Raw genomic sequence first — 25,051 nt, forward strand, 5'->3', positions numbered from 1 at the left:
ATTCTCGAAATATTACAATTTATTATTAGCTTACGTTATCTCTTCAAATCATTATTTAACATTCTACTTTCCGGCCTTTCTCGTCATATTCATTTATTATACTTTTATATATATAACCAGAATTTTCTAAATTATTTCCGTTAGTACTCTTAGTTCCGGATGGTACATCACCCGAATAAATCTCGATAGATATATCAAATAAGTGGTTACGGACAGGTCTTGGCAAGTTAGTAGAAAATTCCTGCATAGTAGATGATCCGTTCATATAGGTGTAAATATATAATTTAGGTACATTGTCGGCTTCGTAAATATAAGTTGTCTGCGTATATACATGGGCTCCGTTATCTACTAGAGCAATAGGGGCAGCATACGTAAAATAATCTGCGGTTCCTAGATTATTTTTGGTCCTGCCAATAACATATGTATATTTAGCTGCATTCTGTATCAGAAAACTATTATTTGTACTTAGAGTCGGGTTTTCCGGAAAAGTGACGTTTATTCTTATTTTTGCACAAGACCTTATTAAGTTAACTATCGCCGGACTGTTAGTCCCATCGTTAAAATTGAAGTCGAGAGTAGAACCATACATGCAAAACCCATTTTCAGGAATCAGGTTGTTTGTCTTGTTTACAGCCGGAGTTGTCAGAGCTTTCAAATCATCAAGCGTTGAAACAGAATTGAGGGTACTCACATTGTTATAATTAGCGACAATATAGATATCTTTCCTAAGCACCGTGGCCGGGTCTAATGGTAAAGTTATCAATTTGTAATCATCGACAGATGAGAATCCCGAATACACATACTTATATGTAATCGCATTTGATGATGGCTCCGTTAAAAAGACACTGAAATTTTTCACAGTTTGTTCACTTAGCAGATTATCCCCGTCTACTACTTTGGTACTAAACCCTGTTTGCTGTACCAGTTTTATTGATACACTCCTCGGCTTGTTTTCCGGATAGTCTTCTGTATTTTCGCTGCAACTTGAATATAAAAGCAACAGCGTTACTGATAATATGTAATAATATATTTTATGCATATCAATTTTATTCTACAACCCTTACACAACGTGATACCGTACTACTAAAGTCATATCTCTCAAACTGCTGATAAAGAACTTTTTCTTTATTTCCGGGAATGCTGAGATCCAGATAGCCCGAATACCAATATGCTTTAACCTGAACCACTACTTCAGAGTAAAACCAAGCTAAACCACTATTGTTCGGAGGGGCTGTATAAGGCCATCCCCCCGGATAGTCAGATTCTCTGATTATAATATCGCCCGGCGTGAAAAAACGGTCTATAACATCTAGTTTTGCATCGCCTAGATTATCTTTTTCGTTATCAGAAAGTACTATGCCGGACAGATCTACACCTGTTAGTTTTTGCAAGAATGCTTGGGCTTCCTGTCTGAAAGGCAGAGGATAGAATGGCAAATTGTTGTCTACCCCTTCCCATGTATTGGATTGCCATACCCTGTATGCCTGATCGAATAAAGCCAGGAAAGACATAAGCTCACAAGAATTGATAAGTCGCCAGCCGGGGCCATATTTCTTTTCGCAATAATAGGGTGGTTGTCCTTTTGTTATTGATGGTCCTTGTACAACAGGGTCCCAATAGTTAACCACATCGCCGTATGCACCTTGTAATCCTTGTGATAAAATTTCATCTTTGTTCAGTATCTCAATCTTACTCGATCCTTCACACAAGACAGGGATGATAATAACACTCGAGTCGGTAGGTATTACAGGGGGGACAACAATAGTCTTATCTCCCTGAAAAACATATCTGTATTCATCTTTATTCCAAGGCTCGATATATGCTTTAATCTGGATGCCGCCCTGAGCATTGATGTAAGCATTGACTATATAATGATAATTGCGTATTACACTATTCGAAGATATGGATGGAATAGTACGTCTCTGCAGGGCAATTCCGGTTTTTCCGTCATCAGTCTCTATCGGAAAAACTTTATTATTTATATGTAATTCTGTAAAATCAGTACTGTTTTCCTGAATGAGAAATTCAGGTATGAAAAATGTAACGGCCCCGATACTATCATTACCATAATTGAGACCGGAAATATCAGCCTGCTTTGATGTCGTCTTCTGTCCGCTATAATAATTATCTACCGGAGGAACAGACAGGCTTGCTGCCACGTTTGACAATTGGACAGAAGTGATTGTATTTGCAGGAATACTGCTCCCAGCAACTTTTTTTCTAAAGATAACGTCTACTTTAGCCAGAGGCCTGATCAATTCTACCTTTCCTGTGGGGATAGCTAATGGAACCGGATTTTTCTCTGTACCACCACTTGTAACCGAAATGTTATTATATATAGCAGACATGACAAAGCGTCCATTACGACCGGTCTCACTGGGGATAAAATCGGGATTATATTGTAAATTGCGGAATCTGGTATCTGTAGAAAATTGTGATTTATTTCCAATAGCCATGAATGCCGAAGCAAAATCGGTGGAGTAAACAGACTCATTTGCTATAAAGTAAAAATCATAATTTCCGGGACGTATGACAACACTTTTGCTACTATTGGCAAAGCCATTCGGGAAATATAATTTTTGATTGAAAACAACCTTTCCATCAGATGTATTGAAAACAACCATCCGTAGTTCATCTACACGGTCCTCCCAATTTACCTTATCTTCATTTATACTAGAGGATGTAGCTTTTAATGAGAGTGAAATAACAGCTTCGTCTTCATTATCCGACTCCTTTCCCTGATCATCACTGCTACAACCTGTAACGAGAATTAGGACGGAAAAGAAAATTGTAAAGTATTTTATTTTTTTTGTTATGTTACTAACCAGTCTCATATAATCTTGATTTCTTTTGTTTACATCTCAGTCTCATAACTATGTACCAGCCAGTTGTTGACCCATATTTCCATAATGGTGTATGTTCCGCAACTACATTGATCTTTAGTTGTAAATCTGATTGTAAAATCATGGTCGCAAGCCAGATTTACATCCGGATTCTTCAATAGCAGGGTGCCGAGCAGGCTACCTCTGTATAGTTCGGCTCCGCTGAGCTTGCTTTTTATTATAATATTGTTGTTATATCCTGTTTCTAGTTTAAGAAGCGTAAACCGGGCTTCCATAACTCCATCTTTTATTGTATGTTCCGCAGAATGTTCTATCACTTCGTCCGGAGCGATACTTCCATCTATATTCATAGACCCGTTGTCCGATTCTATTTCTATTTCATATTCTTCGGCTTTTAGGAGACCTTCGACTGAAATTGTAATGCGATTGGTAATTTCCCGCATATTGATAGCAGCATTTTCAAAAATAGACTCCGAGTTATCAGCTTGGGGTACATATACCGCAGGGCTTTCTCCATAATAGACTCTTGTACCTTCAATGCTGGAAGCACGCTGTGCAGCCCGTTTTAAGCGGAAAAGAAGATCATTTTTAGTTATCGATCCTATTTTAAGAGCTGAGATGTCATAATGGTCAGTCTCAAGTCCGGACCATGCTATAACTGTATAAAGACCACTTTCAGTTTCTATAGTCTGACGAAAATCTTTTTGTAATTTTGTATCATTTGCATGCTTAGAAGAAACCAATATACCATTCTTATCAAATACACCCATAGTGATATTTTTTATTTGTTCGGGATAGTTGGCATCAATGTCACATGGTGTTTTAGAATAAAAGGTTACATTTATCCCTTGCACACAATCTTTGTAATCATCTTTGATACATCCCGAAAAAAATAATAGGATAATCACACTTATCAATAGAATTGGTTTACTACTTAAATTCATTTTTTATTTCAATTAGCAGTATAAATTTGTAATTATATCCTTTGAGGCATGCTAGTCCCCAAAGGATATTTGGGTTCTCTTATATTATAATTCTATATCATAAGAGTGTACAGTCCAGTTAAGAATAGATATATCAACTGTCATATATGTTTGTTCAGGAGATAATGGATCCAATGGATCAATAGGGGTTTCCGGTTCGTCGGGGTTACCTGGTTTAGGGTCAGGATTGTCTGTACCGGGAACCAAAGGATTCCAGTTATAACCGATTTTTTTGAAAGCGGAAATATTTATATGATAAATGTTATTTCTTACCACAGGCGAATTGAGTGGTTTTGCAATATTATCAGGATTAAGCCATGCATATTGAAGCATTTTACCTCCTTCATACAATGCTACTTTCTGATTTTGAACGGCAGCTTGCGCTGCAGCCTTTGTTGAGTATATTTTCCCATCGGTTTCCCCTACATAGAATGTGCCGTTGGTAAGAACACCTCCATCAGCTATAGCAGATTCCAAAGGAGTGAACTTGGCCCTGACTAATACATATGCAGTATTGCCCTTTTTGTAATTAGAAGTTTTCACATCACCTTCTGTATGGGTATTCTCAAATAAGAATTTACCCGGCAAAGATTTATATCCATCGCCGGCAGTAGGCCTTGCGGGAACTGTGGTAGGTGTCTTTAAATCAGCATAATCATAATACTGGGGAGCATCGGTGGTATAAGTACCCAATGCTGGCACATAGGTGGTACCCCAGGTAACATAATTTGACTGTAACGAGAAGTAAACTTTGGTAGTGCCTTGTGCTACAGAGTATGTTATATTAGAGATTGTTCCTACTTTAACCCCGTCGTCATCCAATAGGTCGGTTGAAGCTGTGCTGGTTACGATAACACGAGACGCAACACGTTCTGCTTGTACACTTATTCTATTGGTTCCACTGGTTACTTCCTGTACGGTTACGTCCGGTTCTATAAATGTAGGAGAGCTCTTTCCGGTCATCGTGATAACATCGTAATTTACCCCAGAGACAGTTTTTATCTGCGCCAGACCTGCGATAGGTAAAAGATCATTGTCTAAGGGAGCGGTTGTACCTAATGGATTAGGACTGTTTAGTACAACGTAAACAATTTTAGTACCGGATGTAGTTCTGAATGGCTGACTAGGAGTAATGAGAGAGCCACTGGCTGACAGATCTTTACCCGAAAATCGTTTAGCTTCCACAGTCTTATCTGCTCCGATCATATAGACGTCAAGCGTTTGTATTCCATCATTTCCTACATACTCTCCATCGGGGTTGTAATCTCCCGGTAAAGCCTTTGTTGAGCCTTTGGGAAGAGAAACTGATAAACTGACATAGGTCGGAGTGCCTTCGGGCTCACCACCTTCTGCATCTTCATTGTCATTATTGCTACAAGCGATAAAGCCGAGCGCTATGAAAGATGCTAAAAAATACTTTTTAAAATCCATGATTCTTTTAATTGATTGATTACAAGACTTTTATTTCCAACTATTTGTGTTTGATAAAATTGAGAGGGTTCATTTTTGAAAATAGGAATGCTTCCTTCATTACTAGATATATCATCTGGATCCTTAGATATATTTCGCAATAAAAAAATTAGGCTACTACGTTTTTAATGATTTGACTCTAAAATGGGAGTTTTAAGTTTTATTCTCTAATTCATTTTTATACTCTGGTTCATTTTTGCTTTATGCAGTTGTCCTCTTATTTTACTTATAACGTCTTGGGTTCTAAAAAGTTTTGAATAAATCATTAAAAATGTGATACTAATACTTTTATAGTTGCTTACAATTTCAGATTTATATATTATTTTAACAAGTACAGATTTTCTCAGTTAGCCGATGAATACTGTTCTACTCGCCACTTATTGTGTATAACTGATGAATATAAATTGTAACTTTATGATATATAAATTCTTATTATTAAAAAATGAACTGATGATTGCTTATATTTGATTAAGTCTGAATTTTATGTAGTGATAATATTTAGTGACATACATATCGGAATTCTGTAAATAATTATTACATTTGCGCCTGATTTACATAACACAGACTAATAGAAGAAGAGACTACACAAATGAAACGGTTATTATTAATAATATTTCTGTTTGTAATAATGGGAATACAATCAAATATTGATGCGCAAACAGGTACGGAAAGCATGAGGCTTCTCAAGGGGGTGAAATATCCCTCAGAAGAGAAAAAGACAGAAGCACATAGCGGACCGCTGCGATACTTGCGTGGTGATTATCTGATATTGATACTTGGAGTGGGTGCATATATTATGATAAAGAGAAGAAAGTCCAGAAGAATAGATCTTTAAATACAGAGCCGACATTTAGTTTTCGGCTTTTTTTATGCTTAATTGGTAATATGAAAAACAATTTTAAGAATGGAAGAGAAAAAAGTAGTATTAGGAATTAAAGAGAAGCCCAGGCCGGCACAATGGCTGCTGTTGAGTATTCAGCATTTATTCGCCATGTTTGGCGCTACGGTTTTAGTTCCTGCACTGACAGGAATGAGTCCTGCAGTAGCATTGATCTCCAGTGGTATAGGCACACTTGTCTTTATTGCAATAACGAAGGGGAAGGTACCTTCTTATTTAGGGTCTTCATTTGCCTTTATCAATCCTATTATCGCAGTAAAAGCCTTGGAACTTGATCCTGCATCGGGAGTAGGCATGGGTAGTTTTCTTGTTGGTAGTTTTCTTGTCGGGGTTACTTACTCTGTTGTCGCTTTGATTATTACCAAGGCGGGTACAAAATGGCTGATGAAATTATTACCTCCTGTGGTTGTGGGACCAGTTATAATGGTTATAGGATTAGGTCTTTCGGCTACGGCGGTGAATATGTCTACAAACAATCCGGCCGGAGATTATGACCTTACCTATGTTATAGTTGGCCTTGTTACTCTTACTATAACTGTCCTTACAGCAATATTTACCCGTGGTTTCCTAAGCGTGATACCTGTCCTTGTTGGTATCGTAGGAGGATATATATTCTCAATAATTCTGGGTATTGTCAATTTGCAGCCCGTCATAGATGCTAAATGGATCCAACTTCCTCCATTCGAAATACCTTTTGTTCATTATACGCCTTCATTTACATGGAGGATATTCCTGATGATGGTTCCCGTAGCCATTGTTCCTATTGCCGAGCATATTGGTCATCAGTTAGTACTTAGTAAAGTTGTAAATAAAGATCTGATAAAAGATCCCGGCCTTGATAGGTCTATGCTCGGAGATGGTGTCGCCACAATGATAGCCGCCTCCATTGGTGGACCTCCGGTAACAACATATGGCGAAAATATCGGCGTGTTGGCTATCACGCGTGCATTCAGTATTTATCTGTTTGTGGGTGCTGCCATATTTGCAATTTTGTTTGGTTTCTGCGGTAAAATAGCAGCCTTGCTTACCACAATTCCAACTCCGGTAATGGGAGGGGTTTCCATCTTATTGTTTGGTATTATTGCTTCCAGCGGATTACGTATGTTGGTGGAGAATAAAGTGGATTTCAGCCGTAAGCGCAATCTTATTATATCGTCAGTTATCCTGGTTATCGGTATTGGAGGGGCTGCTATTCATATAGGAAAAATGTTTTCGCTTGAGGGGATGGCCCTTGCTTCTATTATCGGTGTCGTGTTGAATCAGGTATTACCTGGGAAGCAAGTTGTAGATTTCGACGAAATGTTTAAAGATTAAGCATAAAACTAATTTTGAGTTATGAATTATATCATTGGTGTTTATAATTCATAACTCATCTCTTTTTATTTCCGGAAGTCCGGGCTATTTTGAGTATACACAACTTTATATAACGCTCTTCTTTTTTATATCCTGCACAATTCTTGTGTCTGGCCTTATTCTCTTTTCAGAGTATAAAAATAATAAATACCGTATTTTCACCATGTTATAATAAGTTAACAGTTGTGATTGACGGTCCGTTTGTTATCTTTCTATTTTTAAGCGGTTTACCTAAAAGTATGCTGTAAAACATGTGGAAAATGCTGTTAAATAGTCCTTTTTTGCAGGAGATGAGGTTGCGAGCTTTTGAAAATAGTTTTATATTTGACGGTTATATAAACAAAATCGTATTCATTTCGAAACATAAATTATGGAGAAAACCCTTGTGATTCTGAAACCTTCATGCGTTCAACGAGCGTTGATGGGAGAGGTTATTTCCCGCTTCGAAAAGAAAGGTTTACGATTGGCAGGGATGAAGATGATGCAGTTGACCGACACTATTTTAAACGAACATTATGCACATCTGAAAGAACGTCCGTTCTTTCAACGAGTAAAAGATTCTATGCAAATATGCCCTGTTGTAGTTCAATGCTGGGAGGGGATAGATGCGGCTAAGGTAGTCCGTTCTTTAATTGGAGTGACCAACGGACGCGAGGCTGCCGCAGGAACTGTCAGAGGCGATTTTTCGGTAAGTGCCCAGGAAAATATTGTACACGCTTCCGATTCCGCAGAGTCGGCAAGAATAGAATTAAAAAGATTTTTCGCAGATAACGAGATTTTTGATTATAAACTATCTACATATGCACACTTGTATGCATGTGACGAGATTTAAATTATATTATGCAAGAAAAGAAAAACAGTTTGACCGAGGGCTTAAAAAAACTGAGACTACTACCTTTAGCAGCTATGTTTTTACTACCTATGAGTAGCTTTGCCCAACACACTGACAATACCTCAGAATCTAATGCCGACAGAGTCGAATTAAAGTATAAACAACGTCACAGCCGGATGAATGCCAATAATCTTTATGCCGATGGTATAAAGATCAAAAGAGATCTTTCCATTTTGAAGGAAGTTCAGGAAGAACGTGTGCTTGCAGCAGATGAGATCCCGGCCGAAGACCTTTATAGCGGCATCTGGAACAACCGTTACGTAAACGCTTACCGTTCAATAGAAAATATACCCGATACATTTACTGTAAACCTGGCCAATTTTACAATGCCTACTATGGGGTATATAACATCCAACTTCGGCCCTCGTCGTCGCAGAATGCATTATGGTATAGATTTGAAGGTGCAGACCGGCGATACTATCTATGCGGCATTTGATGGAAAAGTACGTGTGAAGCAGTACGAGCGCCGTGGATATGGTTATTATCTGGCACTTCGCCACCCGAATGGATTGGAGACTGTATATGGGCATTTATCTAAATTTTTGGTAGAAGAAGACGATGTTGTAAAGTCAGGTGATCCTATAGCGTTAGGTGGAAATACCGGTCGTTCCACAGGTTCACATCTCCATTTCGAGATCCGTTTTTTGGGAAACCCTATTAATCCTATAAAAATAGTTGATTTCGAGAATAAAGTATGCCATAAGGATACTTATTTGGTAACAGCTGATAGTTATAGCAGAAGTTCGAAAGGAGTGAACGTAAACACATTGGCATCTACCACTACCCGCTCGAAAGCAAATGTAAAAAATAAATATGCTTCAGGTAATGTTAATTACCACCGTATAAAATCTGGTGATACATTAGGCGCAATAGCCCGCAAATATGGGACAACAGTAAGTAAAATCTGTTCATTGAACAGCATTACCACAAAAACAACATTGCGTCTGGGAAAATCACTAAGGGTATCTTGATCATTATTAAGTTAATTTACGCATAAATACAAGGCTGTAAGAACTAATTCTTACAGCCTTTGTTATTTATTATATAAGTAGAGGGCCGGTATTTGTTTTGCAAGAGAATTGTTTCTCTCTATCAGCTTTAGTTAGTTAATTAAGGAATAATTCTTTTGTTTTAATATTTTTTTTACAACTTTGTGTTTTGAACCGGATAAGGTGTGGAGTAATATAACCGGTGTTCCGTTGGAGTAAGTATAAATAGTGTTTATGCAAAAAAAAATACAGAAAATAATATCTTATTGTATTTATTTTTCTCCTGAACATTTGGGAGTTAGCATTATTTTATTAGAGAGAGAGAGAGAGAGAGAGAGAGAGAGAGAGAGAGAGAGAGAGAGAAAAAAAAAGAAAAAAAGAAAGAAAAAGAGAGAGAGTAACACTACCTCAGTACATAATGGCTTTACCCTGATTTATTGATCAGGGTAAAGCCATTATACGTATTGTCTATTAATACAGAGAACGATAGTACCTTATATGTATTTATACTTATGATTAACAATACTTCTCCTGCACATATAAAACTGCAATAATATGACAGAGCCTTTTGATCTGAAATCGTTCAATAAATTTTATACGGATTATCATCCGCGTTTTATTCGTTTTGCGAATACTTATGTGAGAGATATATCCATTGCTGAAGATATCACAACTGAGGCGTTTATGACGTGCTGGGAGAATAGAGCCAATATGGAGCCAGGTTCCAATGTAAGGGCTTATGTGTTGACTATTATAAAAAATAAATGCCTTAATCATCTTCAGCATAAAAAAATACAGATCAAAACTTTGGATAATATTCAGGATATAGCTCATTGGGAGCTTAATATACGCATAACAACACTTTCGGCGTGCGATCCGGAAGAAGTTTTTTCGGTGGAGATAGAAAATATCATAAATCAAACGTTGGCCGCTTTACCAGGAAGAACACTGGAAGTATTTAAAATGAGCAGATACGAAAATAAGACACATAAAGAGATTGCAGATGCTTTGAATATTACAACGAAAGGTGTTGAGTTTCATATCACAAAGGCCTTGACGCAACTTCGGTCCGGCCTTAAAGACTACATGTCTGTATTTTTGTCATTTTTTTCCATATAAAAGGAATTTTAAAAAAAACTGTTTTTTTCACTAGGGATGTTTGCTCCTCATCTGTTATTTATATAGAGGTTAATAAAAAATGGATTTTAAATTACTATATAAGTTTTTTGAGGGTCTTACAACTCAGGAGGAAGATGAGACAATAAGACAGTGGGTAACGGATTCTCCGGAAAATGAAAAACGTTTTTTCGAAGAACGTAAAATATTCGATGCTGTAGTCCTTAATACGACAGAGCCGGATATTAAAGAGAATATAGAGAGCCAATCTGTAGTATCAGGAAATCGTCCGCGTATATCTAGCTATTTCAGAGAACTTATAAAAATAGCGGCAATTGTAGCTATTACTTTGTTGGGTAGCTGGTATTATTTTATCCACATAAATAAGAGTAATAAACTGGTCGCAATGCAAACTATTTCAGTACCTGCCGGGCAGCGTCTGAACATAGTATTACCCGATGGTACCGATGTGTGGCTGAATGCCAAGACAACAATAAAATATCCGGTATCTTTTAACGAAAAGGAACGGTTGATACTGTTGGATGGACAGGCTTATTTTGATGTGGCTAAGGACAAAGAAGTCCCTTTTCTTGTTAAAACGCGGGATGGAATAATCCAGGCACTGGGTACAAAGTTTGACGTAATGGCTTATCCTGATAGCCATAGCTTTGAAACTGTGCTGATGGAGGGGAAAGTAAAAGTTAGAACTGTATGTGATTCTTTGCAGTCGATAATATTAACTCCTGGTAATAAGGCATATCTGAAAAACGGAAAATTAGAAACCGCATATGTAGACGACTTTAGTGCTTATGAATGGAAGGATGGCCTGATTAGCTTCAAGAATGAATCATTTGCCCAAATAATGAAATCGTTTGAAAAGGTATATGATGTAAGAATCGTGATCGAAAATCCTAAGGTTGGTAATCTTATATACACAGGTAAATTCCGTGTTATTGATGGAGTGGATTATGCTTTACGTGTATTGCAGAAAGATGTTAAGTTTAAATATGAAAGGGATACCGAAAAGCATATTGTGCATATAAAGTAGATGTTGATAAGTAGTGTAAACAAAAATAGATGTGTAGTGGATAGAATTATATCCGGAAAAGACATATAACCGCATAAGGAAAGGGAATATAGTGTTAAAATTTGTTATTTGTTTTCTGTAATTTATTTAATGAGTAGATACAATCATTGTTTAGTTTAACCTTATAAAAAAGATCGCCTATGGGAAACATCTAAAAACGCTTTTATCGTGTGAACGAAAAAGCCAATAAGTGCGGCAACACCTATTGGCTGGAAAATCAATACAATTTTTAGATCATATTAATCAAAAACATCGTAAATCTATGGAAAATAAAGTTTTTCACGACCGCTTTTTGTTGAAAAATGAAAAAATTAAACATTTTTTTAGAATCATGAAAATCACGACGTTGTTATTATTCGTCGGAATCCTCTCTATTTATGCTGAAGACTCTTATTCACAAAAAGCAAGAGTTACAATCAATGAAAAAAACATCAGGCTCGATAAGGTACTGACAGAAATAGAGAAGCAGACCGATTATCTTTTTATTTATAATGATAAAGTAGAAACAGATCAGAAAGTGTCGGTAAAGGCTAATACCAAGCCTGTTTACCAAGTATTAAACGATTTGTTTAAAGAAACGAATGTCAACTATTCGATGGAGGGTTCACATATCATCTTGTCGAATAGAAATGAACCGGAAGTATCTTCTGTAAATACTCCTTTACAGGAAGGAAAAACAATTAGCGGTAAGGTTCTGGACGAACAGGGTGAACCTTTGGTCGGGGTAAGTGTCGCTGTAAAAGGGACCACTACCGGAACTGTAACCGATATTGACGGGGCATACACGCTCAAGGTAACAAACCCGAATGCTACATTAATTTTTTCATTTATCGGATTCCTTTCTCAGGAAGTAGGATTGAAAGGACAAAGTCTTGTGAATATAACTTTGACAGAAGATGTGAAGGTACTGGACGAAATAGTGGTAGTCGGTTATGGTGTGCAACGTAAGATAGATGTGACAGGTTCGATATCTGTTACTAAATCAGATGAAATACTCAAGCAACAATCATTCGGTGCTCTCGACGGACTGAAAGGTAAAGCTTCCGGGGTGAATATTTTCTCAAACTCGGGACAGCCTGGAGGTGCTTCGCGCGTGATGATTCGCGGTATAGGTACTATCAATGCATCGTCCAATCCTCTTTATGTAGTGGACGGTGTTGCTATGGATGATTTTAAATTTTTGAATCCGAACGATATCGAACGCGTAGAGGTACTGAAAGACGCATCGTCTGCTGCTATCTACGGTGCACGTGGTGCAAATGGTGTAATATTGGTAACTACTAAGCGCGGACTAACCGGTACAGGTGTGAAGATCAGTTACAATGGGTCGGTAAGTATGAGCACAATGGCTAACTATATAGATGTAATGAACTCTGAAGAATGGATGGAAGCATTTATGATTGGTCAGGCTAATGCTAATAAATATCAGGGAAAAAACTATTCACTGAATGTTAAAGACTATTTTAAGGATCCGAATTTGTTCACGTCAGATGGGAAACCTATCTATGATACTGACTGGCAAAAAGAAGCAACACGCACAGCTTTCTCTCACAATCATCAATTGAGTATACAGCAAGGAGGAAAAGATTCGTCTGTAGGTGCTTTCCTAAACTATACCGATCAACAAGGTATCATGTTGAATTCATATATGAAACGTCTGAATGCAAAGATGGCATATGATGCCAAACCTACTGCATGGCTGTCTACCGCTATAAACTTATTGGTAAATCATACATGGGGTAATGAGGCGGAAGAAACAGGTGGCCATCAGATGCCACGTCGTTCTATGCTGGAGATGGTTCCGTTTATGCCGGTTAAATTTCCTGATGGAGGATGGTCTAATTCTACTTCTATATCGGATGAACTGGGGCTTGAAGGTATGGCTAATCCTGTACACGTACTGAAAACTCAGGAGCGCATGAGATACCGTACTCAGATATTCGGTAATGCAGCTTTGACATTCCATTTAGCACCGGGACTGGATTTGAAAACACAATTCGGTATCGACAGCCACTTTGATAAAGAAAGAGATTATTCTCCGACCGATCTGTCTAACATCTCTTATCCTAATGGAGATGCACGTATAAAAGATATAAATATGTTTTTCTGGCAGGAAGAGACTTATCTGACTTATCTGAAAACTTTAGATAAACACCGGATTAATCTCATGGCAGGTCTTTCTTGGCAGGAAAGAGTATTCAGGACAAATCAGAGCCAGACAAAAGGTTTCACTGACGACTTCTACGGTACTAATAATATGGGAGTGGGTACATTGCCTGAAAAACCGGGTTCGGAATATCAGAAATGGTCTATGAACTCATACTTCCTCAGAGCCGCTTATACCTATAACGATAAGTATATGACTACACTGACAGGTCGTATAGACGGATCATCCCGTTTCGGTGAAAATAATAAATATGCTTTCTTCCCATCTGCCGGTCTTGGCTGGTTGATGTCAAACGAAGATTTTATGAAAGATATTAATGCAATAAGTAACCTCAAGTTGCATACCAGTTATGGTATCACAGGTAACTCTGAAATTCCTGTGTATCAATCTCTGGCTATGATGGGTTCGGGTACAACATTGATAAACGGTTCTCTTGTTCCTACTGCATGGCCTGACCGTTTGGCTAATCCTGACCTGAAATGGGAAAAAACATACACTTTCGATGTGGGTATTGAATTAGGATTATTCAGAAACAGATTGAACTTCGATGTGTCTTATTACAATAAAAAGACTAAAGACTTATTATTGGCACGGCCTGTCCCTTATCATACAGGTTATTCGTCGGTGATGTCGAATATGGGAGAAGTGACCAATCAGGGGGTTGACATATTAATCAGTTCTACTAATGTTGAAACCTCCGACTTCACATGGGGTACAACCTTGAATATGAACTATAATAAGAATAAGATCAATGCTCTGGGTGAAAATAATGAAGATATTTTCCCTGATCCGAGTTGGGTGTCAGGCCCGCAGACAATCTTACGTGTAGGTGAATCGCTCAGTTCATTCTGGGGTTACGAAAGACTTGGTATCTGGACAGAAGAAGATAAGGCTGCCGGCCGGATTCCGTCAGGACAGATAGTCGGTCAGGCGAAGCGTTCAGCTGAGAAGAAAGTTCTCGGTAAAGGTATTCCTGATATTACAGGTAGCTTTATCAATAATTTCCGCTATAAGAACTTTGATATGACTGTAGATATGCAGTTTGTTCTGGGTGTGGATGTGCTTCAGCAGTTTACTCACTCTTTGGAAGACCGTTTCGGTCTGACTAACGGTGAAAAAGCCATATTACATGATGCATGGTCCCCGTCTAATCCGAATACAATTGTACAGGCAATCCGTAATGGAGCCAGAGATGGCCAAAGCTCCGAACTGGATTCACGTTGGGTAGCAGATGGTTCGTATTTGCGTGCTAATCTGATCCAGTTGGGATATACATTCAACCCTAAAATGATCAAGCCATTATCTCTAAGCTCTTTGCGCGTTTATTTTGGTGTGAACAACGCATTCCTGATCAAATCAAGTGATTTCAGAGGATATGATCCGGAAGCAACATCACAAGGTGATAACCAATGGGGGCAGAACATGTTCTTCTTCCAATACCCTAAACCACGTACATTTACCTTTGGTGTCAGCGCAACATTTTAATAACCCTGGAATATAAATATGAAAAAGACTATGAAAATGAAAAATATATTTTTAGGATTAGTGAGTTTATTCTTTCTGGGCGCAGTCACATCCTGTGATAGTTTTCTTGAAGAAAAACCACAACAAGATATGTCCCTGGGACAATACTATAAAACAGCAAATCATGCCCGGGCAGGAGTAAATGCCTTATATGCTACGGGATTCCCTACTTTCTATGATGCAGGGGTATACAATGGAGCGAGAATTGCATATGGCCCTTTCCTTTCAGGTCTGTATGACAATGAATATAAGGGACAGGAAGTGATTGTTCAGTATTGTCAGGAATTGACGATTTCTCCGGCCAATATAACTAACGAGATGAGAGATTCGTGGAGGTATTGCTATCAGGCAATCGGACGGGCAAATACAGCAATAAAATATATTCCCGGTATCACCGACCCTAATTTCGCCTCAAATGAGAAAGACCAATTGGTGGCTCAGGCTAAATTTTTCCGTGCTTTGAATTATTTTCATCTGGTAAAAAGTTACGGTGATATTCCTTTGACATTAGATCCGTTCGAATCATTAGATGACCTATATTTATCCCGGACAGCAACTGCACAGATATATGGTCAGATAGAAACAGACCTGAAAGATGCAGGATCCGTACTGAAGGAAGAAGCTTTTGTGAAGAATGGTTTCAGAATATCGAAGACCACCGTTGATGCATTATTAGCTAATGTTTACCTGCAAATGAGCGGTTATCCTTTATCTGCAAATAGTTATGCGAAAGCTGCAACTGTAGCGCGAGATATTATTACAAGTAATAAACTTACCTTGACTCAGAATAAGGATAATGGAGAAAACAGCGCTTATAATATTTTGCGTACAGATGATAATCTGACAGAATATATTTACACAAGAGAACGTTCGTCTAGTGTTGCCGGTTATGCAAGTAACTGGACTCAGCTTTCATTTCCTGTGTTTGCTGCTCAATGGGGCGTTTTCAAATATACGCTGACCAATAATGCCATCAGGCCTATGCCTACCCTTATCAATGCATATGACCCGGCTAATGACCTACGTATTGCTGAAAGACAGTTTTTCTTTAATGAGTATACTTATACTAAAGATGGAAAAGAAGTCACTGCAAAATTTGAACAACCGTCTCCATGGTTTTATTTCGATGAAGAAGCTATGTTTGAAACAGGTGTGAGCGGCAGAGATTTCCCTATTATGAGATATCCGGAAGTATTGCTTATTGCAGCTGAGGCCATAGCCCAAAGCGAAGGTGTAACAGCAGAGGCAGCAGGTTACCTGGCGGATGTACGTGCACGTGCTTATACTAAAATGACAAAAGAACAGATCGTAGCAAGTCTTACCGGCTTGTCTAAAGATGCATTTATACAAGAAGTATGGACAGAACGTATACGTGAATTTTCTCTGGAACATAAGATATGGGATGATATTCAACGTACCCGCATGTATCCGGTTACTTCGGCTACAAATAAAGGAAAAGTAACATTTGTAAATGTTATAGGAGCTAAAAACCCTTGGGGTGCTACTTTCCAGGAGAAACATCTGTTGTGGCCTATTTCAGATACAGAGATGCAGCGTAATCCTCAGTTGGGACAAAACAATCCGGGTTACTAGAACTTGTGCCTGGACAATATAAGCCTTTATGATTTCTGTATTTGAATTCATTTCTGAGAGGTATTAGGTTTTTCAGAAAAGGCAAAGAAGGGGGTTGCCTGGGAAGGCGACCCTATTCTTTATCTGTTATAAATTATTAAATGATTAACAAATGTCTTTTTGTTTCAGTTTATTATGTAAATTTGTCATAATTGTAATTGTTGCCTGTGAATCTTTGATTAATTCTGGATATAATAATGCCTTCAGATATCGTAGAGCGGGCTTGGAAACTATAAATCGAATATAAACAAAACTAAATATATAATTAAAAATCAGACAATGAGATCGAATTTTAATCGCATTGCAAAAACAATCTGTTTGGGTATCATCTCAGGCGCTTTGTTTTATTCATGTAATGAACCGGAAAAAGACTCGGAACTTATAAATCTTACCCAGTATGTCGATCCTTATATCGGGACCGGTGACCATGGGCATGTATTTGTAGGAGCCGACGTTCCGTTCGGATTGGTACAATTAGGTCCTACAAACTTTTCTCAGGGCTGGGACTGGTGTTCGGGTTATCATATCACCGATTCCACAATTATCGGATTCGGACATATGCACCTGAGTGGCACGGGAATAGGTGACCTTGGTGATATCGGCTTTATGCCGGCTACCGGCGATGTAAAGCTTACACGGGGAAATCTGAAAGATCCTAAATCGGGGATTTATTCATTATTCAGAAGGGAAACTGAAAAAGTGAAACCCGGTTATTATGCAGTACACCTCGACAGGTTCAATGTCGATGTGGAACTGACAGCAACTAAAAGAGTCGGTTTTCATAAATATACGTTCCCTCAGTCCGACTCGTCGAAAATTATTATCGACCTGCAGCATGGTATAGGCTGGGATGCCCCCGTGGAAGGTTATCTGACACAGGAGAATGATTCTGTCATATCGGGTTACCGCTATTCGAAAGGCTGGGCTAATGACCAAAAGGTTTTCTTCACAGCTGTTTTTTCCAAGCCTATGAAGGGTTTTGTTGTTTCGGATACTACTGCTGTGCAGGAAGGCAATACGATAAAAGCGACAAGGGCCTACGGACAGGTATTGTTCGATACAAAGGATAAAGAGAATATATTTGTAAAAGTGGCCTTGTCTCCGGTAAGTATAGATAATGCAAAACTGAATATGCAGGCTGAACTTTCAGGCTGGGATTTTGAGAAGACTGTTGCCGATGCTGACAAAGCATGGAACGAAGAGCTAAACAAAATCATTATTACAACGGACAACGAGCAAACTAAGCGTACATTCTATACAGCACTTTATCATACAATGATAGCACCTTCCGAATTCTGTGACGTGAATAACGATTACAGAGGTTCTGACGGACAAATGCATGAGAAAGGCGCATTTAAGAATTACACCACATTCTCGTTGTGGGATACATATCGTGCCGCTCATCCGTTGATGTCGATCATACATCCGGAAAAGATGAACGATATTGTCAATACGATGTTGACAATATATAAGCAGCAGGGTAAATTGCCTGTATGGCATCTGATGGGTTGCGAGACCGATTGCATGGTAGGCAATCCGGGTATTTCGGTTGTAGCCGATGCTATAATGAAAGGTTATGACGGCTTTGATAAAGAACTGGCATTCGAAGCAATGAAGAATTCTGCGATGCTCGATGAAAGAGGCCTGAAGTACCTGAAAGAATACGGCTATATCCCTTACGATAAAGGAGAGAGTGAAGGTCTATCGAAATGTATGGAATATGCTATCGCTGACTGGAGTATAGCCCAGGTGGCTCAAAAAATGGGTAAGACAGAAGATTATGACTACTTCCTGAAACGGAGTAAATCCTATACACACTATTTCGATAAATCGGTAGGATTCATGAGAGGTCTGTCGTCTGACGGTAAGTTCAGGACTCCTTTCAATCCATTCGAGTCAGTTCACCGTGACAATGATTATACAGAGGGTAATGCATGGCAGTACACATGGCTGGTGCCGCACGATCTGAAAGGGCTTGTGGACCTGTTCGGCAGCAAAGAAACGTTTGTTCAGAAGCTCGATTCCCTGTTTGTCGTAGAGGGTTCGCTGGGAGAGCACGCATCTCCGGATATCAGCGGGCTGATAGGTCAATATGCTCATGGAAACGAGCCTAGCCACCATATCCTGTATATATATCCTTACATCGGTCAATCGTGGAAGACTGCCGATAAGGTACGTCAGGTAATGTCGGAACTTTATCACGACCAACCCGCCGGACTTTCAGGAAATGAGGATGTAGGCCAGATGTCGGCATGGTATGTATTGTCCGCTCTGGGTTTTTATCAGGTTGAGCCTGCCGGAGGTAAATATATTTTCGGAAGTCCCGTTATAAATGAAGCAACCGTTAAGGTGAAAGACGGCAAGACTTTCAGAATTGTAGCAAAAGATAATAGTGTAGCCAATAAATACATACAGAGTGTGACTCTCAACGGCAAAGACTATGATAAGTTCTATATAGACTTTAAAGATATAGAAGCCGGAGGTACATTGGAGTTCGTGATGGGAGACAAACCGTCCGAAACCTGGGGTACAAAAGGTGAAATATAAGATATAAAATCCCTTTTACACATCATAGGGATTTTTATTAAGGGTGAAGCCGCCAGAAGTGATTCTCGCGGCTTTGATTTTTTTTAGTCCATTAATACCTGAAAATGGTATGGCAGAAATCAACAATGCATTAATGAAGCAACAGGCTTATCGCCTGTTATATGTTATTAACACATCTACCACTCAATTGGTTCAATTCCTTTCGATTTCAGATATTTATTTGCTTCACTGAAGTGATTATTTCCAAAGAATCCGTTGTGCGCGGATAATGGAGATGGGTGTACAGATCTTAATACGAGATGTTTATTTGCATCTATGAATGCTGCTTTTTTCTGGGCATAAGCACCCCATAGGATAAATACGATATTTTCACGCCCTTCTGCCAATTTATGTATGGCAGCGTCGGTAAACGCTTCCCAACCTTTTTTCTGGTGCGACCCGGCCATATGCGCCTGTACTGTCAGTGTAGCATTGAGAAGCAGTACACCCTGATTTGCCCAGCGTGTCAGATTACCCGATCTGGGAACAGGGATTCCCATGTCACGGTTTATTTCTTTGAAGATATTTACCAGAGAGGGAGGGGCGGGCATACCATCAGGTACTGAAAAGGACAAGCCGTGAGCCTGACCGTCGTTATGATACGGGTCTTGCCCGAGAATGACCACTTTTACCTTATCGAATGGAGTGTGTTCGAAAGCGTTGAATATTAATTTCGCAGGAGGGAATATTTGTTTTGTACGGTATTCATTTCTTACAAAATCAGTTAGTTTTACAAAGTAGCCTTTGTCGAATTCATCTATCAACTGTTCTTTCCAGCTTTCCTCTATTTTTACATCCATAATTCGTCGGTTAGTTTTATGTTAGATACTAAGTAACTGTTTAAATTAACAAATTGCCGGGTATAAAGATACAATTTTTGTGATGTAGTCCGATAAAAATAAATCATGGATTAGGGTAAACGAAATATGTATTTTTATGTCGAAAGTTTATCTATGCTATTTTTAAGTGTACTAGTAGATAGTATACTAGAAAAGGGAGTTCTACTATATAACTTAATTTTGGAAACGTTCTTTGAAGTATTGTAGAAAGTGAAAAACGAAAAATATTTATCACTTTTCGTTTTTCACTTACTAATTGTTTTCTGTGTTTCCTTTGTTACTTTTTTGGAAAACTGTAGGGGGCGGAATATCTTCCGCCCAAAATAGAAAAAGGTCTGCGGGCGGAAAATATTTGGCTCCGCCGATTTTCAATTCGCCCCTACTCATATCTTGTAACAAAGTTGTCAGATGTGTCAGATTTTAATAATAATGCGAATCAGTAGTTGAGATTTAATGTTCTATTTTTTTATGCTCCACTTCGTTCCACCTAAACGTTCATTTTGGCATTACCCAAAACGAACCAAAAGGCTAGCGCTTCGTTCCTCGGCGACCCAAAACCGTTTTGACGGCTGAATCAAACATACGGGCTATCGCCCCGTTTGATTCTACGCCGTCTGCAACGGATTGGGTACCCCGCCTGCGTCACTAATGCGCAAGGGCTGACGCACGCGGAGCTAAAGCCTGAAAAATCTCTGTCTTGTCGCCGCATCGCGGTAACGGCCTCGTCCCGCAGGCGGGGTACCCAATCCATAAAGCGGAGGTGTAGGGCAAAATAGGGTAGCTGCTATACACGGCTGATAAGCCAACTAAAAATGATTCCGTATTATTTTGCCCCACCGCAGCTGCGGTTTTGGGTCGCCGGAGGATGCTGCCTTGATTTTTTGTTTCGTTTTGCATCAAGGCAAAATGAAAAACAAGCCGATAGGCGCGTTAGATAAAATAGAACAATATTATACTACAATAATTACTTTAACTACTGATTGGAATTAATACATAGTTAACATATGTAAAATAGACAAGATAAAAACGATGAAAAAACTGTCAGATGTGTCAGATTTTAACTATCTATGGTTAATAAATGCAAACAGGTCGGCATTCTAAAATTCTCGATTTTCGGGTTGCCCTGATCATGGATTAGGGCAAACGTTTTTAATGTAACTTAACTTATACTGTTTGTAGAGACATTCCCGTTCCATCTGAATATTCATTTTAGCATTACCCAAATGGAATACGAGCAATCTTAACTACTGATTAATATCACTATATAATCGCAAAATAAAAGCCGGATACACTAATGCACCCGGCTATCCTTATATACTTAGCTTACATTCTTAGCTGGCAAGGAACATTTCAATATCCTCCTCAACAGAAGAGATACCTCCGATTCCGAAATTCTCAACCAATACTTTCGCTACATTCGGAGAAAGGAATCCCGGAAGAGTTGGTCCGAGATGTATATTCTTCACTCCCAGATGAAGCAAAGCTAGTAATACTATCACCGCTTTTTGCTCATACCATGCTATATTGAAAGCGATAGGCAGATCGTTAATATCTTCCAGTCCGAATACTTCTTTCAGCTTGAGAGCGATAACTGCCAATGAATAGCTATCGTTACACTGTCCGGCATCCAATACACGCGGAATACCGCCTATATCGCCCAATGGCAATTTATTGTAACGGTATTTGGCACAACCGGCAGTAAGAATAACCGTATCGTTAGGCAGTGCCTCTGCAAAGTCAGTGTAATAATTACGGCCTTTCATGCGTCCGTCACAACCTGCCATTACAAAGAATTTCTTTATTGCGCCCGATTTTACGGCATCCACAACCTTATCGGCTAATGCCATCACCTGCGCATGGGCAAACCCACCCACGATTGTTCCGTTTTCGATTTCCTTCGGAGCCTGGCAGTTTTTCGCCATTTCTATTATTTCCGAAAAATCTTTCTGCTGCCCGTCTTTACGCTCCGGTATATGTTTTGCTCCATCGAGGCCGGAAGCACCTGTGGTAAATATCCGTCCTCTGTATGTCGCGTTTTTGGAAGGAGGTACAATACAGTTCGTAGTGAATAAGATTGGCCCGTTAAACGACTCGAAGTCTTCTTTTTGTTGCCACCATGCACCGCCATAGTTACCTACCAGATGTTTATATTTTTTCAGATGCGGATAATAATGTGCAGGCAACATTTCACTATGTGTATAAATATCTACTCCAGTACCTTCGGTCTGCTGCAAGAGTTCTTCAATATCCCTCAGGTCGTGTCCGCTGATAAGAATCCCCGGATTCTTTCCCACACCGATATTTACCTGTGTGATTTCAGGATTCCCGAATCGTCCGGTATTGGCCGCATCCAGCAATGCCATCACTTGTACACCGTATTTACCTGTTTCGAGAGCCAGGGCAACCAGTTCGTCAACAGAGATATCCTCTCTTGTAATTTCAGCTAATGCGCGCTGCATAAACATGTATATCTCATCATCCGTCTTGTCCAGGTTATAAGCATGCTCTGCATAGGCTGCCATACCTTTAAGCCCGTAATGTGTCAGTTCTTTCAGCGAACGTATATCTTCATCTTTTGTGCGCAGTACCCCTACTTCAAGCGCTTTGTCCATGAACTGGGATTCATCTCCATTCCATGTACATTCGTCCGGAAGAATAATAGATGTATTTCCCAGCCGGGCAGATAATTCTGCTTTCAATGATAAACCTTCCTTTACTTTCTCCTTTATCGCTTCGAAATCGAAGTTAGCATTGGTAATGCTGATAAACATAGCGTCGACAATAAACTTGTCCGCTGTAGATGAAGCCTTTCCTTCTTTTCTCAGTTCGTTGTTGTATACGGCAATCCCTCTGGTTACAAACAACAGTAAATCCTGGATATTCGAAACTTCCGGAGTTTTACCGCACACTCCCATTAATGCACAACCTGTGCCTTTAGCTGTCTCCTGACACTGAAAACAAAACATGTCCATGATAATATTTTTTAGTTAGTGATTAAATCCATTCTTCTTTTTTCACATCGCCCTGCACCGAAAGCACGATTACTTTCACCGGTACATTCCTCTTAGCCTCTTCCCTTGCCATCTGTACTATCCGCACCAATCCTCCGCAACATGGAACTTCCATAATAAGCACGGTAAGAGTATCTATCTGCGCCACATCAATCAACTCAATCAGCTTGTCTATATAAGACTGCATGTTACTGTCCAGCTTAGGACAGGCAATAGCAAGAGCCTTGCCTTTAAGGAAACGGCTATGGAACTCTCCACTGGCAAACGCGGTACAATCAGCGGCCAGCAACAGGTTCGCTCCTCGAAGAAATCCGGCATTCGGATTTAGTAAATGAAGCTGTACAGGAAACTGCCTTAATTCGGATGGTTGCACCATCGCAGGCGCAGCCATCGTGAATCCGGATGCGGCAGGCCTTTTAATCTCCTGCATCATGCTACCCGGACAGCCACAAGCTACAGGTTTGTTTTGCGTAATTGAGTTTTGCTTATCTTCGGCAGGAAAGTTCACTTTCACATTATGCTTTTTCAGATACTCCAATCCCTGATGTAACAGTTCATACTCCTCATGCTCTTTCAGATGGTTCAGGTGAGCGAGTATTACCTTCTCCCCTTTCGGGAGCATGCGTTCCATCACTGCATACTCGTCGTAGGGTTCAGCTTCACGTTCTTCGAGTGTAATAGCACCGACAGGACATTCTCCTATACAAGCGCCAAGACCATCGCAATAGAGATCACTAATCATAACGGCTTTATCATTGATAAGCTGTAAAGCTCCTTCGTGGCAACCTGATACACAGGCACCACAACCGTCACATAGTTCTTCATCTATTTTTATGATCGTTCTTTTCATTATCTACCCTTTTTATTTTTTACAAAATTAAGGTGGTAGTACGTTTGAAATATGTCACATATGCGACGTTGGCCAAAATAATTATATCTTTATCTTTGAATACACAGATTAGAATATGGATTTAACAGCATTAAAAAAGATTCCGCTTTTTCGTTCAATACATGAAGCAGAAGTAGAAAAGATATTTTCGGAACTGAATATTACCGAAACACATTTCAAAAAAGGAGAGATCCTAGCCCTACAGGATGAACTATGTAACAGGCTCATTATACTACTTTCGGGCAGTGTAAAGGGGGAAATGACCGATCCTTCAGGGAAGGTAGTGAAAGTAGAAGACATATATGCGCCAAGCCCTCTTGCCATCCTGTTTCTATTCGGACCGGATAACCGTTTCCCCGTGCAGGCAATCGCGCGGGAGGATGTCACCGCATTGGTGATACCAAAGCAATCGGTGCTCAGAATGCTGAGTATGAACCAGACCCTGCTGAAGAATTATCTGGATATCTCGGCCGACTTTGCATCCCGGTTAAGTAAGAAGCTTCATTTTATGTCTTTCAGGACTATCCGTCAGAAGCTGGCTGTATATATACTTAACTTATCGAAAATGAAACAGGAGGATACCATAGAACTGGATAAAACCAAAAGTGCACTGGCTGAATACTTCGGAGTTTCGCGCCAATCGCTGGAACGTGAACTTTCAAATATGCAGCACGACGGATTGTTAACAGCCGATAAAAAAATGATTACAATAACGGATAAAAACAGATTGATCCATATTGTCCGTTTTTAAGAAATATACTTGCTAAAAAGC

The 25,051-nt window shown here is 39.3% G+C and carries 18 protein-coding genes; 11 read left to right on the forward strand and 7 right to left on the reverse strand.

The window, feature by feature from the left end:
- Nucleotides 1–55 precede the first annotated feature (55 nt).
- The 4 genes from IR083_RS15560 to IR083_RS15575 form a co-directional block, all read right to left on the reverse strand.
- Complete coding sequence (locus IR083_RS15560) at nt 56–1,039, reverse strand: DUF4906 domain-containing protein (protein WP_006801334.1); 984 nt, start codon at nt 1,037–1,039, stop codon at nt 56–58.
- Between the two features lie 7 nt (nt 1,040–1,046).
- Nucleotides 1,047–2,834, reverse strand: a complete 1,788-nt coding sequence (locus tag IR083_RS15565; RefSeq protein WP_194225004.1) for a FimB/Mfa2 family fimbrial subunit — start codon at nt 2,832–2,834, stop codon at nt 1,047–1,049.
- Nucleotides 2,835–2,854: 20 nt separating this feature from the next.
- Complete coding sequence (locus tag IR083_RS15570) at nt 2,855–3,787, reverse strand: FimB/Mfa2 family fimbrial subunit (RefSeq protein WP_194225005.1); 933 nt, start codon at nt 3,785–3,787, stop codon at nt 2,855–2,857.
- 84 nt (nt 3,788–3,871) lie between these two features.
- Entirely contained in the window at nt 3,872–5,257 is a 1,386-nt protein-coding gene (locus tag IR083_RS15575; protein ID WP_006801337.1) for an Mfa1 family fimbria major subunit, read from the reverse strand.
- Nucleotides 5,258–5,885: 628 nt separating this feature from the next.
- Between IR083_RS15575 and IR083_RS15580 the strand changes: the two genes are divergently transcribed.
- From IR083_RS15580 to IR083_RS15625, 10 genes are all read left to right on the forward strand, one after another.
- Nucleotides 5,886–6,131 (forward strand): hypothetical protein, encoded by a 246-nt coding sequence (locus IR083_RS15580; RefSeq protein WP_194225006.1) that lies wholly within the window; start codon nt 5,886–5,888, stop codon nt 6,129–6,131.
- Nucleotides 6,132–6,200: 69 nt separating this feature from the next.
- Nucleotides 6,201–7,508: a solute carrier family 23 protein gene (locus IR083_RS15585; RefSeq protein WP_006801339.1), complete on the forward strand. Its 1,308-nt coding sequence runs from the start codon at nt 6,201–6,203 to the stop codon at nt 7,506–7,508.
- Between the two features lie 409 nt (nt 7,509–7,917).
- A complete protein-coding gene (ndk, locus tag IR083_RS15590) occupies nt 7,918–8,379 on the forward strand; it encodes a nucleoside-diphosphate kinase (RefSeq protein ID WP_006801340.1) in 462 nt (153 codons plus the stop codon).
- Nucleotides 8,380–8,387: 8 nt separating this feature from the next.
- Nucleotides 8,388–9,410, forward strand: a complete 1,023-nt coding sequence (locus tag IR083_RS15595; protein WP_006801341.1) for a peptidoglycan DD-metalloendopeptidase family protein — start codon at nt 8,388–8,390, stop codon at nt 9,408–9,410.
- A gap of 252 nt (nt 9,411–9,662) precedes the next feature.
- Nucleotides 9,663–9,869, forward strand: coding sequence for a hypothetical protein (locus IR083_RS15600; RefSeq protein WP_194225007.1), 207 nt, complete (start codon nt 9,663–9,665; stop codon nt 9,867–9,869).
- Between the two features lie 114 nt (nt 9,870–9,983).
- On the forward strand, nt 9,984–10,547 hold the full coding sequence (locus tag IR083_RS15605; RefSeq protein ID WP_194225008.1) for an RNA polymerase sigma-70 factor: 564 nt from the start codon (nt 9,984–9,986) through the stop codon (nt 10,545–10,547).
- 79 nt (nt 10,548–10,626) lie between these two features.
- Complete coding sequence (locus IR083_RS15610) at nt 10,627–11,592, forward strand: FecR family protein (protein WP_194225009.1); 966 nt, start codon at nt 10,627–10,629, stop codon at nt 11,590–11,592.
- A 370-nt stretch (nt 11,593–11,962) separates the two neighbouring features.
- The gene (locus IR083_RS15615) at nt 11,963–15,283 is read left to right on the forward strand and encodes a TonB-dependent receptor (protein WP_242052431.1); all 3,321 of its coding nucleotides are present in this window, start codon (nt 11,963–11,965) and stop codon (nt 15,281–15,283) included.
- A 36-nt stretch (nt 15,284–15,319) separates the two neighbouring features.
- Complete coding sequence (locus tag IR083_RS15620; RefSeq protein ID WP_242052432.1) at nt 15,320–16,915, forward strand: RagB/SusD family nutrient uptake outer membrane protein; 1,596 nt, start codon at nt 15,320–15,322, stop codon at nt 16,913–16,915.
- A gap of 318 nt (nt 16,916–17,233) precedes the next feature.
- The gene (locus tag IR083_RS15625; RefSeq protein WP_006801347.1) at nt 17,234–19,501 is read left to right on the forward strand and encodes a GH92 family glycosyl hydrolase; all 2,268 of its coding nucleotides are present in this window, start codon (nt 17,234–17,236) and stop codon (nt 19,499–19,501) included.
- Nucleotides 19,502–19,677: 176 nt separating this feature from the next.
- Here IR083_RS15625 and ung read toward each other — a convergent pair whose 3' ends face one another.
- From ung to IR083_RS15640, 3 genes are all read right to left on the reverse strand, one after another.
- Complete coding sequence (ung, locus tag IR083_RS15630; protein WP_194225011.1) at nt 19,678–20,340, reverse strand: uracil-DNA glycosylase; 663 nt, start codon at nt 20,338–20,340, stop codon at nt 19,678–19,680.
- Nucleotides 20,341–21,710: 1,370 nt separating this feature from the next.
- A complete protein-coding gene (gene hcp, locus IR083_RS15635; RefSeq protein WP_194225012.1) occupies nt 21,711–23,351 on the reverse strand; it encodes a hydroxylamine reductase in 1,641 nt (546 codons plus the stop codon).
- Nucleotides 23,352–23,373: 22 nt separating this feature from the next.
- Nucleotides 23,374–24,240 (reverse strand): ATP-binding protein, encoded by an 867-nt coding sequence (locus IR083_RS15640; RefSeq protein WP_194225013.1) that lies wholly within the window; start codon nt 24,238–24,240, stop codon nt 23,374–23,376.
- 115 nt (nt 24,241–24,355) lie between these two features.
- Here IR083_RS15640 and IR083_RS15645 point away from each other — a divergent pair, with 115 nt between their 5' ends.
- Nucleotides 24,356–25,030: a Crp/Fnr family transcriptional regulator gene (locus tag IR083_RS15645; RefSeq protein ID WP_006801352.1), complete on the forward strand. Its 675-nt coding sequence runs from the start codon at nt 24,356–24,358 to the stop codon at nt 25,028–25,030.
- The last annotated feature ends 21 nt before the right edge of the window (nt 25,031–25,051 follow it).

Source organism: Dysgonomonas sp. GY75 (assembly GCF_015234155.1).
GTDB lineage: Bacteria > Bacteroidota > Bacteroidia > Bacteroidales > Dysgonomonadaceae > Dysgonomonas > Dysgonomonas gadei.

Excerpts from the sequence above, each read along its gene's own strand:
- IR083_RS15610 (WP_194225009.1), top strand. The coding sequence starts at position 10,627 with ATGGATTTTAAATTACTATATAAGTTTTTTGAGGGTCTTACAACTCAG.
- IR083_RS15570 (WP_194225005.1), bottom strand. The coding sequence starts at position 3,787 with ATGAATTTAAGTAGTAAACCAATTCTATTGATAAGTGTGATTATCCTA.
- IR083_RS15645 (WP_006801352.1), top strand. The coding sequence starts at position 24,356 with ATGGATTTAACAGCATTAAAAAAGATTCCGCTTTTTCGTTCAATACAT.
- ung (WP_194225011.1), bottom strand. The coding sequence starts at position 20,340 with ATGGATGTAAAAATAGAGGAAAGCTGGAAAGAACAGTTGATAGATGAA.
- IR083_RS15580 (WP_194225006.1), top strand. The coding sequence starts at position 5,886 with ATGAAACGGTTATTATTAATAATATTTCTGTTTGTAATAATGGGAATA.
- IR083_RS15575 (WP_006801337.1), bottom strand. The coding sequence starts at position 5,257 with ATGGATTTTAAAAAGTATTTTTTAGCATCTTTCATAGCGCTCGGCTTT.
- IR083_RS15565 (WP_194225004.1), bottom strand. The coding sequence starts at position 2,834 with ATGAGACTGGTTAGTAACATAACAAAAAAAATAAAATACTTTACAATT.
- ndk (WP_006801340.1), top strand. The coding sequence starts at position 7,918 with ATGGAGAAAACCCTTGTGATTCTGAAACCTTCATGCGTTCAACGAGCG.
- IR083_RS15605 (WP_194225008.1), top strand. The coding sequence starts at position 9,984 with ATGACAGAGCCTTTTGATCTGAAATCGTTCAATAAATTTTATACGGAT.
- IR083_RS15585 (WP_006801339.1), top strand. The coding sequence starts at position 6,201 with ATGGAAGAGAAAAAAGTAGTATTAGGAATTAAAGAGAAGCCCAGGCCG.
- IR083_RS15640 (WP_194225013.1), bottom strand. The coding sequence starts at position 24,240 with ATGAAAAGAACGATCATAAAAATAGATGAAGAACTATGTGACGGTTGT.
- IR083_RS15625 (WP_006801347.1), top strand. The coding sequence starts at position 17,234 with ATGAGATCGAATTTTAATCGCATTGCAAAAACAATCTGTTTGGGTATC.
- IR083_RS15560 (WP_006801334.1), bottom strand. The coding sequence starts at position 1,039 with ATGCATAAAATATATTATTACATATTATCAGTAACGCTGTTGCTTTTA.
- IR083_RS15595 (WP_006801341.1), top strand. The coding sequence starts at position 8,388 with ATGCAAGAAAAGAAAAACAGTTTGACCGAGGGCTTAAAAAAACTGAGA.
- hcp (WP_194225012.1), bottom strand. The coding sequence starts at position 23,351 with ATGGACATGTTTTGTTTTCAGTGTCAGGAGACAGCTAAAGGCACAGGT.
- IR083_RS15600 (WP_194225007.1), top strand. The coding sequence starts at position 9,663 with ATGCAAAAAAAAATACAGAAAATAATATCTTATTGTATTTATTTTTCT.
- IR083_RS15620 (WP_242052432.1), top strand. The coding sequence starts at position 15,320 with ATGAAAAATATATTTTTAGGATTAGTGAGTTTATTCTTTCTGGGCGCA.
- IR083_RS15615 (WP_242052431.1), top strand. The coding sequence starts at position 11,963 with ATGAAAATCACGACGTTGTTATTATTCGTCGGAATCCTCTCTATTTAT.